Annotated in this window: 13 protein-coding genes; 9 read left to right on the top strand and 4 right to left on the bottom strand. The window is 64.7% G+C overall.

Going from position 1 to position 9,632, the window contains the following annotated elements:
- From Q427_RS28175 to Q427_RS28145, 8 genes are all read left to right on the top strand, one after another.
- Nucleotides 1-1,195: NAD(P)/FAD-dependent oxidoreductase (locus Q427_RS28175; RefSeq protein ID WP_043518917.1), on the top strand; the 1,195-nt coding region annotated here is incomplete at its 5' end.
- Nucleotides 1,196-1,244: 49 nt separating this feature from the next.
- Entirely contained in the window at nucleotides 1,245-1,772 is a 528-nt protein-coding gene (locus Q427_RS28170) for a DUF3261 domain-containing protein (RefSeq protein WP_231613977.1), read from the top strand.
- Nucleotides 1,757-2,386 (top strand): beta-ketoacyl synthase N-terminal-like domain-containing protein, encoded by a 630-nt coding sequence (locus Q427_RS35000; RefSeq protein WP_231613976.1) that lies wholly within the window; start codon nucleotides 1,757-1,759, stop codon nucleotides 2,384-2,386. The genes Q427_RS28170 and Q427_RS35000 overlap by 16 nt, the downstream gene beginning before the upstream one ends.
- Before the next feature lie 196 nt (nucleotides 2,387-2,582).
- Nucleotides 2,583-2,948, top strand: a complete 366-nt coding sequence (locus tag Q427_RS34995; RefSeq protein WP_231613975.1) for a hypothetical protein — start codon at nucleotides 2,583-2,585, stop codon at nucleotides 2,946-2,948.
- Nucleotides 2,949-2,996: 48 nt separating this feature from the next.
- Nucleotides 2,997-3,434 (top strand): ApeP family dehydratase, encoded by a 438-nt coding sequence (locus Q427_RS28160; RefSeq protein WP_231613974.1) that lies wholly within the window; start codon nucleotides 2,997-2,999, stop codon nucleotides 3,432-3,434.
- Nucleotides 3,431-4,156: a 3-oxoacyl-ACP reductase FabG gene (gene fabG, locus Q427_RS28155; protein WP_043518915.1), complete on the top strand. Its 726-nt coding sequence runs from the start codon at nucleotides 3,431-3,433 to the stop codon at nucleotides 4,154-4,156. Before Q427_RS28160 ends, fabG begins: the two co-directional genes overlap by 4 nt.
- Nucleotides 4,156-5,415 carry a beta-ketoacyl-ACP synthase gene (locus Q427_RS28150; RefSeq protein ID WP_043518919.1) on the top strand — a complete coding sequence of 420 codons (1,260 nt, stop codon included), beginning with the start codon at nucleotides 4,156-4,158 and terminating at the stop codon, nucleotides 5,413-5,415. Before fabG ends, Q427_RS28150 begins: the two co-directional genes overlap by 1 nt.
- Nucleotides 5,412-6,026 carry a 4'-phosphopantetheinyl transferase family protein gene (locus tag Q427_RS28145; protein WP_081786257.1) on the top strand — a complete coding sequence of 205 codons (615 nt, stop codon included), beginning with the start codon at nucleotides 5,412-5,414 and terminating at the stop codon, nucleotides 6,024-6,026. The genes Q427_RS28150 and Q427_RS28145 overlap by 4 nt, the downstream gene beginning before the upstream one ends.
- Here the strand turns inward: Q427_RS28145 and Q427_RS28140 are convergent.
- Both Q427_RS28140 and Q427_RS28135 read right to left on the bottom strand, forming a co-directional pair.
- Nucleotides 6,020-6,391 (bottom strand): RidA family protein, encoded by a 372-nt coding sequence (locus tag Q427_RS28140; RefSeq protein ID WP_043518914.1) that lies wholly within the window; start codon nucleotides 6,389-6,391, stop codon nucleotides 6,020-6,022. The two genes, Q427_RS28145 and Q427_RS28140, sit on opposite strands and share 7 nt — an antisense overlap.
- A gap of 69 nt (nucleotides 6,392-6,460) precedes the next feature.
- On the bottom strand, nucleotides 6,461-6,802 hold the full coding sequence (locus tag Q427_RS28135; protein WP_043518913.1) for a TraR/DksA family transcriptional regulator: 342 nt from the start codon (nucleotides 6,800-6,802) through the stop codon (nucleotides 6,461-6,463).
- Nucleotides 6,803-6,939: 137 nt separating this feature from the next.
- On the opposite strand from Q427_RS28135, the gene Q427_RS28130 reads away from it, so the two are divergent.
- Complete coding sequence (locus Q427_RS28130) at nucleotides 6,940-8,034, top strand: MFS transporter (RefSeq protein ID WP_231613972.1); 1,095 nt, start codon at nucleotides 6,940-6,942, stop codon at nucleotides 8,032-8,034.
- 166 nt (nucleotides 8,035-8,200) lie between these two features.
- Here the strand turns inward: Q427_RS28130 and Q427_RS28125 are convergent, their stop codons facing one another.
- Nucleotides 8,201-9,055, bottom strand: coding sequence for a universal stress protein (locus Q427_RS28125; RefSeq protein WP_043518912.1), 855 nt, complete (start codon nucleotides 9,053-9,055; stop codon nucleotides 8,201-8,203).
- A gap of 158 nt (nucleotides 9,056-9,213) precedes the next feature.
- Nucleotides 9,214-9,632, bottom strand: a 419-nt coding sequence (locus Q427_RS28120; RefSeq protein ID WP_043518911.1) for a 3'-5' exonuclease, incomplete at its 5' end; no start/stop codon positions are given.

The raw sequence follows: 9,632 nt of genomic DNA, 5'->3' as shown, positions 1-9,632 counted from the left end.
CGCCTGGCTCGCGCGCCGTGGCCTGGCCGTCAGGGTCATCGAGCGCAGCCATTTTCCGCGCTTTTCCATCGGCGAGAGCCTGCTGCCCCAGTGCATGGTGCATCTCGAGGTCTGCGGCCTGCTCGAGGCCGCCCGAGCCGGCGATTTCCAGGTCAAGAACGGCGCCGCCTTCACCTGGCGCGGTCAGGAGACCGCCATCGACTTCCGCGACAAGTTCAGCCCCGGCCCCGGTACCACCTGGCAGGTCGGGCGCGCCGATTTCGACCAGCGCCTGATCGAAGGTGCCAGACTCGCCGGTGCCGAGGTAACCTTCGGCACTACCGTCGAAGCCTTCGCTCCCGATGCCGAACGACCGCGCCTGACGATCCGCAATGCACACGGCGGACGCAGCACCCTCGAGGCGCGCTTCGTGCTCGACGCCAGCGGCTACGGCCGTGTCCTGGCCAGGCTTACCGGGCTCGCCCGGCCCTCCACCCTCGAGTCGCGCTGCGCCCTGTTCACCCATGTCGAGGACCGTATCGACTGCCCTCGCCATGATCGCGACAAGATACTGATCGGGATTCATCCCGACTGCGCTGGCGTGTGGTACTGGCTGATCCCCTTCCGCAACGGGCGAGCCTCGGTCGGCGTGGTCGGCGACCGGGTGGCCCTCGACGCCGCCGGTGCCAACGATGCCGAGCGCCTGTGGCACTTCATCCACGCCGAACCGCGGCTGGCCGAACTGCTGGCCAGGGCCGAGACCGTGCGCGAGACCGGCCGCCTGGAGGGCTACTCCGCCGATGTCGACCGCTTGCACGGCCCCGGCTTCGCGCTGCTGGGCAATGCCGGCGAGTTTCTCGACCCGGTGTTCTCTTCGGGAGTGACCATCGCACTGGACTCGGCGCTGCGTGCCGCCCCTCTGGTCGAGCGCCAGCTCGCCGGCGAAACTATCGATTGGGAGGCCCGGTTCGAGCGGCCCTTGCGTCTCGGTGTCGCCACCTTTCGCGAGTTCGTCGATGCCTGGTACGACGGTCGCCTGCCGCGCATCATCTTCAATCAACGGCAGACACCGCGTATCCGTTCGATGATCAGTTCGGTGCTCGCCGGCTATGCCTGGGACACCACCAACCCCTTCGTGGCCGCCAGCCGCCGCCGGCTCGATAGCCTGGCCGACGCCTGTGCCGGCGAGCCCGACCCTGATATCAACCCCGTATGATGCGAGGTATGACCATCAACCGCTTTTTTACCCATGCCTTCCTGAGTGCTTGCCTGGCGCTGCTGAGCGGTTGCGCCGCGCGGCCCGCCCCGGCACCGCTACCCGAGCTGTCGGCACTGCCCACGGCCGAGCGCACACCCGGCGCCTGACCTTCACCCATCGTGAGGGGCGCCACCAACTGCTCGGCGTGCTGCGTCACGATGACCACAAGCTGCAGCTCGCCCTGCTTAGCCCTCAGGGCCAGCGACTGCTGACCCTGGTACAGGACGCCGAGGGAACTCGCTTCCGGCCAGGCGCCGCCTTCGAGCCGCCCTTCACGGCAGAGTGGCTCGCCAACCGCCTGGCCTGGAGCCTGTGGCCGTCTGCTGCGCTGGAGCAGGCATTCGGTGATAGCGGCTGGACGCTTCGGGAAGATGTCGAGGGACGCCTCGTCGAATACCGTGGCCGCCCCATGGCACGCATCACGGGCAGCCCCGAATGCCGTATCATCGACGACATCGAGGGCGGCTATCGCCTGCAGATCGCCACCCTCGGCGCTGACACCGACCGGACCGACGCCGCATGCCCAACCGACTGACGCCCCTGCAGGAACAGCCCTGCCGCCTATCGCCACCGGCGCTGATCTGCCCGCTGGGTGACGACCTGGCGACCATCGCCGCGGCCCTGTTTCGCGGTCAGCGCGCCCTGGTGCGGGACGATGCCTACACCCCGGGTCGACCGCTACCGCTGGGCCGCGTGACCACGCCGCTACCCGACACTCGCCATTGGCCGGCGGCCCATCGCTCGCGCAACAACCAGTTGCTGGCCGCCGCGCTGGAGCGACTGGCACCGGCACTCGACGCCTTTCGCCAACGCCGGCCCCGGGCACGCATCGGCTTGATCCTCGGCACCAGCACCTCGGGCATCGGTGAAACCGAAACCGCGCTGGCAGCCCGCCAGCATAGTGGAAGCTGGCCCGAATCCTTTCACTACCAGCGCCACGAGATCGGTTCACCGGCGCGCTTCGTCGCCGACCACCTGAACCTCGACGGGCCGGCCTATACACTGTCCACCGCCTGTACCTCGAGCGCCCGGGCCTTGGCCAGTGCCAAGCGACTGCTGGCAGCCGGGGTCTGTGATGCGGTCATTGCCGGCGGGGCAGACAGCCTCTGCGGCCTGACCGTCAACGCTTCGCTTCGCTCGCCGCCCTGAGCGGTGTTCCCTGTCAGCCATTCTCGATCAACCGCGACGGCATCAACCTGGGCGAAGCCGCCGCGCTGTTCCTGGTCACCGCCGAACCCGGCGGCATCCAGCTCAGCGGCTACGGCGAAACCAGCGACGCCCATCATATCTCCGCCCCGCGACCAGACGGCCAGGGCGCCGTGGCCGCCATGCAGGCCGCCCTGGCATGGCACGACTCCCCCCCTCGGCCATCGACTATCTCAACCTGCACGGCACCGCGACCCGCCAGAACGACAGCATGGAGGCGCTGGCCGTCTCCCAGGTCTTCGGCGACAGTCTGCCGTGCAGCTCGACCAAGGCCCTCACCGGCCACACCCTGGGCGCCTGCGGGGCACTGGAAGCGGCCTTCTGCTGGCTGACCCTCGACGCCGGTCGACTACCGCCACAGGTTCACGATGGCCAGCTCGACCCGGAACTGCCGCCGCTGAGCTATGCCACGGCCACGCCATGTGATGCGACCCGCACTCTGAGCAATGCCTTCGCCTTCGGGGGCAATAATATCGCCTTGCTGTTGGAACGTTTCAATGACTGATTCCCCGACATCCCAGAGCCTCGATCTGCCTGCGATATCGCGCCTTTCGTGCCTCATCGCCACGGCATGTGCCTGCTCGACACCCTGCTCGAGGTGGGGGATGAACACCTGCATGCCGAAGTCACTCCCCGCCGCGACGACCTGTTTGCCGGTAGCGAGGGCATACCCGGCTGGGTGGGGCTCGAGTGGCTCGCCCAGGCCATCGCCGCCTGGGCCGGGGTGCAGGCCGTGAGCCAGGGCGACGAGCCGCGCATCGGCTTCCTGCTCGGCACGCGTCGCTACTGCTGCGAATCGCCCTGGTTCGCGTTCGATCAGCCGATACGCGTCGAGGTCGCCCTCGACTTTCGCGCCGACAACGGCCTCGGCGCCTTTCGCGGCGAGCTGCGAGGCAGCCATGGGGAGTCACTCGCCACCGCCACGCTCAACGTCTTCCAGCCCGAATCACTGGAAGCGCTGAAAGCCATGCAACGAGAGGAGCATCCATGAGCGACAGCATTCTGGTTACCGGCTCGAGCCGCGGCATCGGTCGCGCCATTGCCCTGCGCCTGGCCCGTGACGGCTTCGATATCGTGCTGCACTGCCGCCATCGCAAGGAAGCCGCCGAAGAAGTCGCCGGCGAGATTCGCGACCTGGGTCGCAGTGCCCGCGTATTGTGCTTCGATATCACCGACCGCGCAGCGGCACGCCATGCCATTGAAACCGACATCGAGGCGCATGGGGCCTATTACGGTGTGATCTGCAATGCCGGCATTACTGCCGATGCTGCCTTCCCTGCCCTAACCGACGAGGACTGGGATAGCGTGATCCACACCAATCTCGATGGCTTCTACAATGTCGTCAAACCCTTGGTCATGCCGATGATCCGCCGCCGCGCTCCGGGCCGCATCGTGGTGATGTCCTCGGTGTCGGGGCTGATGGGCAACCGAGGTCAGGTCAACTACAGCGCTTCCAAGGCGGGGCTGATAGGTGCAATGAAAGCCCTGGCAGTGGAACTGGCCAAGCGACGCATCACCGTCAACTGCGTCGCCCCCGGGTTGATCGATACCGACATGTCCGACGAGCTGGTCACCGAGGAAGCACTCAAGCTGATCCCCATGCGCCGTACCGGTAGCAGCGAGGAAGTCGCTGCCACGGTGGGTTTTCTGTGCTCGCAGGATGCCGGCTACATCACCCGTCAGGTCATTACCGTGAATGGAGGGATGTGCTGATGCCAAGCGGCACGCTACGCCAGGATGGGCTCGGTCGCAGGGTAGTGGTGACCGGCATGGCCGGCTTCTCACCGATCGGCAATGACTGGCCAAGCATACGAACACGCCTCGAGCGCCTGCAAAGCGGTATCCAGCACATGGATGACTGGTCCTGCTATGAAGGCCTCAACACGCGGCTCGGGGCTCCCGTCAGCGACTTCGCACTACCCGCGCACTACCATCGCCGCGCACTGCGCAGCATGGGCCGGGGCGCGCAGATGGCCACCCGAGCCAGCGAGTTGGCGCTCGAGAATGCAGGGCTGCTCGGCTCGTCGCTGCTGTCCAGCGGCGACCTGGGCATCGCCTATGGCGCCTCGGCGGGGGAGCCCGAGGCGGTAGCCGACTTCGGCAACATGCTGATCAACAAGTCGACCGATGGCCTGAACGCCAACTCCTATATCCGCATGATGGCCCATACCGCGCCGGTCAATATCGGGGTCTTCTTCGGCATCCGTGGGCGCATCCATACCACCTCGAGCGCTTGCACCTCGGGTAGCCAAGGCATCGGCTATGCCTATGAAGCGATTCGCTTCGGTCGCCAGACGGCGATGATCGCCGGCGGTTGCGAAGAGCTGTCAGCCTCCGAAGCCGCCGTCTTCGATACGCTATTCGCCACCAGCACGCGCAACGACGCTCCGCACACCTCTCCACGCCCCTTCGATGCCGAGCGCGACGGGCTTGTGATCGGCGAAGGCGCCGGTACACTGATTCTCGAGGAACTCGAACACGCCGAGGCTCGCGGTGCCACGATCTACGCCGAGCTGGCCGGCTTCGGTACCAACAGCGACGGCCGCCATGTCACTCAGCCCGACGCCGACATGATGGAGCGGGCCATTCGTCAGGCACTCGATGACGCCGGGCTACAGCCGGAACAGATCGGCTACGTCAGTGCACACGGCACCGCCACCGAGCGTGGCGATATCGCCGAAAGTCATGCCACTCATGCGGTATTCGGCTCAAGACTTCCCATCAGCGCCTTCAAGAGCTTCACCGGCCACACGCTGGGGGCCTGCGGTGCGCTGGAAGCCTGGGTCGCCATCGAAATGATGCGCGAGGGATGGTTTCATGCCACCGCCAACCTCGACCGGCCCGATGAGGCTTGCGCGGATCTCGACTATCTGCGCGGAAAAGGGCGCCACATCGATTGTGAATACGTGATGAGCAACAACTTCGCCTTCGGGGGGATCAACACCTCGTTGATTTTCCGGCGTTGGGCATGATGGCTCGCCTCGACATGCTCTTGGCACAAGCTCCCGCTGACAGCAGCGGGGCTTATTCATCACGGCTGGGGAGAGAGCTGCTCTCTCGGCTGGCCGCATGTCACGGTTTCGACTGCCCTGTGGCTGACTGGTCTCCCAGAGGACAGGGGGCTCCGCGGCACCCCTCACTCCCCATGCCTTGGAGCGCGTCCCTAAGCCATCGTGACGGTCGAGTCGTGGCGGGGCTGGCCACGGTGCCAGTCGGCATCGATATCGAGCATACTCGTTCCAGACACAGGGATCGGATCGAGGAACTGATAGAGTTCCTGCCAGAGGCCATTGTACGCCGCGCCATACTGGAATCAGCCGATCCCTTGGACTCCTTCTATCGAGCCTGGACACTCCATGAGGCTTTGTTCAAACTTGATAGTCTCTGCGGCTCAACTCCCGGCCATGTGCTGGAGACGCGTCTTTCGCGGTTACTGCCCGACGGTGATGTCCAAGCCTGGCAGTGGCAGCATGAGGGCTGGACGCTGAGCCTTTGCAGCCACCAACGCCGACTGGTCATTCACTCTCTCCCCAGATTAGCCATAAAGGAAAGCTGGTTACCATCTCAGACGCTTCCTCAGTAGCTATACTCGCCAATGACCAAAGCGCTGACCGTGATCTCCACCTTCAGCTCGTCGGCGGGCATCGGCGCGCAGACGCAGGTGCGGGCCGGGGCATGGCCGGTGGGTACCCAGGCATCCCACACCGCATTCATGGCGGCGAAATCGTGGCCATCCTTGAGATAGATGGTGGCCGTCAGCAGGTGCTCCCGGTCGGAGCCGATCTCCTTGAGGAGCGCATCGACCCGGGCGAGCATGCTTTCGGTCTGGGCGGTGATATCACCCTGGCGCGCCTCGGGGCCGGCGACCTGACCGCAGAGATAGGCGATGCCGTTGTGGATCACGGCGCGGCTCATGCGAGCCTTGGTGTCATGGCGAACGATGGTCATGATAACTCCAGTGAGCTGGGACAGCGCAAACAACCGCCGTCACGATGGTCGAGCGTAAATATTACCGCATCAGTCGGCACAGTCGATGCATTTCAGAACTAAAGGATCCCACTCCAGGCGTTTCTTGCTGATCCACTCCCCGCATTCGATGCATTCGCCATATCCACCTTTCTCGATTCGAGCCAATGCCCCGGTGATGCGCCGCAGTGCCAACTGGCGCCGCTCCTCCTCGGCCTTGGCCATGGCCTGGCCTTGCAGGGCGTCCATGCGCGATAGCCGCCCGACCGCTGTCTGATCGAGCATCACGGTGTCGCGAGCACCGCTACTCGACTGGCTCTCCTCGGTCAATTCCACTCGCAATGTTTCTAGCCGCTCGATGACAGCCGACATATCGAGTTCAGGATGGTTCATGCTTGCCTCCTCCCTGCACGCCGCACCGCATTGATGGAAAAAGCGGGCACGGCAAACTGCTATCATACGGCGCCCCGCCGTCAACGCGGCGGGCTTGATCTGCTGACCTCATCATGCCAGCACTAACGGAGAGCGTCATGGGCTACCGAACCCTGTTGCGGGATCATCGCGGCCTGCTGAGCATATCGTTCCTGGCGATGTTCACCTCAAGCCTGGGACAGAGCTTCTTCATCGGCCTGTTCCAGGTACCGATCAGCCAGCAATTGGAGCTTACAGCAGGCCAGTTCGGTACCGCTTATGCTTTAGTGACCCTGGTCGCCGGCTTCGCCATGTTGCGACTGGGCCCCAGTATTGACTGGGTCTCACCGCGGCGCTTCGCCATGATAGTCCTCATCGCCCTGGCCAGCGGCGTGTTGCTGCTGACCCTGTCGCCCTGGTGGGTGCTGGGCGTGCTGGGACTCGGCCTGGTCCGCCTGTGCGGCCAGGGCATGATGACTCACCTCGGCAACACCTTGGCCGGGCGAGAATTCGTGACCATGCGGGGTCGTGCCCTTGGACTGGCGGGGATGGGAATCATGCTCGGGGAAACCCTGCTGCCACCGCTGATGGCCGCGTTGCTGGTCTTCCTGGGCTGGCGCGAATTATGGTGGCTCTTCGCGCTGGTACTGGCCGGGCTCTGGGTACCCCTGCTGCTGCGCGCACCCTGGCCATTGGCGCCAGGCCAGCGCCCAATGGAAGGCGAGCCTCGCCGCGGGCCCCGCCCCTTTCGCGACCCTACCTTCTGGAAACTTCTGCCGCTTCTGATGACACTGCCGATCACCATGACCGGCCTGTTCATCTACCAGGCGGTCATGACGCATGAACTGGGCAGCAGTCTCGCCGTCTATGCACTGGCACTCGCAGGCATGGGGCTGGCCAAGCTCCCGGGCGCCCTGCTCGGCGGCCGCTGGGTCGACAGGCTGGGGCCGGTTCGCCTGGCCAGGCTCTATCTGTTGCCCTTCGCCGTGGCTCTGGTCATTGCAATCGCATTCGGTGGGCACCTCGGGGTGTGGGCATTGATGGTCGGCGGAGGCTTGCCATCGGCTCGCAGGAACCGATCGCCACCAGCCTGCTGGTACGTATCTGGGGTGTCGAGCACCTGGCACGGTAAGAGCCACCCTGAGCGCCTGCATGGTCTTCTCCACGGGCCTGGCACCGGCAGTGCTGGGGGTCGCCCTGGACCTGGGTGCTGATTTCACGATGATCCTCGCCGGTATGCTGGTGTTTCTGGTCGTCGGGTGGTGGCTGGCCCAGGATGTCTTGGCCAGCCAGGCCACAAGGGCCGACTGAGTCCCTGTCCCCACAACGACAACGCCGGCCCTGGGCCGGCGTTGTCGCATGGATCGCTTGACTGGCCGTTCAGCGCAGAAGCAGCACCGGCATACTGGCCCGGCGCAGCATGGCGGTAGTGGTACTCCCCACCAGCAGATGGCGAATGCGAGAGTGGCCGTAGGCACCCATCACCAGCATGTCGATGGCATGCTCCTGTTGATAGGTGCGCAGGGTCTCTTCCACTTCGCCGGCACGAATCGCCCCCTCGGCCTGGTGACCGGCATCACGCAGCGTCTTCAGTGCCCAGTCGAGCTGGGAGCGATTGTCACCGGTCTCGGCGCCGACGATCACCACATGGCAGGGGATTCCCTGGAACAGCGGGCTCTTGGCGATCATCTCCACCCCCTTGCGGGTGGTCTTGCTGCCGTCGAAAGCGATCATCACCTGTTCGGGCTTTTTGAAGCCGTCCGGCACCATCAGGATGGGACGATGCAGCGTGCGAACCACCCGCTCCAGGTTGGAGCCCAGGTGCTCACTGGCCTGGTGCGCGGTCTCACCGCGCTTGCCCACCACCAGCAGGCGGATATCATTTTCCAGTTCGACCAGGGTCTCGACCAGGGTGCCGTTGCGCTGGCGCGTCATGGGCTCTGCCACGCCTGCCTCGATGGCCCGCTCCTTGGCCGCATTGAGCATCAGCCGCCCCTGCTCCTGGGCCACCTTGGCGCGCCGCTCGTCCAACTCCGACAGCTCTTCGAGCAGGTGCTCCCGAGACCCCAGTCCGATGTTGCCGGACAGATCAACCTCGGCGATCTGGGGGTGATTGTCCACCACGTGCAGGAAGGTCAGCGGCGCCTCGAGTGCAAGGCTGGCCCAGGCGGCGTAGTCACACACTCCTTCCGAGAACTGCGAGCCGTCGATGGCGGCCATTACCTGATCTGTCATCTTGTCGTATCCCGAGCTGGCGTTCGTTTCGTTATCCGTCCTCTCTGTTTCTACCCCATCGAAGCAGCATTGCATAGGACATGGATCAACGAACCTGTTGGGGTTAATGACCAGCGGCGCCTTATTCCCTACCAGCGATGGATGACTTGTACTCCGGCTCAGGCAGCTTCCAGGAAAGGGGTGATCTCCCCCGTATGGGTCAAGGCAAGCCGGTGCATGGCCCGAGTGCAGGCAATATAAAGAAGGTTGCGCTCCATCTCGTTAGCATACTGGTTGGCCGTCGCCCCAGGCACGATCACTTGGTCAAACTCCAGGCCCTTGGCCATGTGGGCCGTACAGACGATGATCCCCTGGCCGAAAGCAACGCTCTGCTCGCTGAGCAGTTGTAGCCGCTCGAACTTGCCACCGACAAGCGCCTCATGGACCTGGCTTGCCTGCTTCTGGGTCTTGCAAATGATTCCCAAGGTGTTGTGTTGGGAGTTCACGAATGCCCTGGCCATCTCGACAATGGCGTCGAGCTCGTCACGCCGGGTGCGGCAGCGTATCACTTCGGGCTCCTCACCATGGCGATCGATGG

The organism is Halomonas sp. BC04, from assembly GCF_000568385.1.
This window is presented reverse-complemented; position numbering and strand designations above follow the sequence as displayed.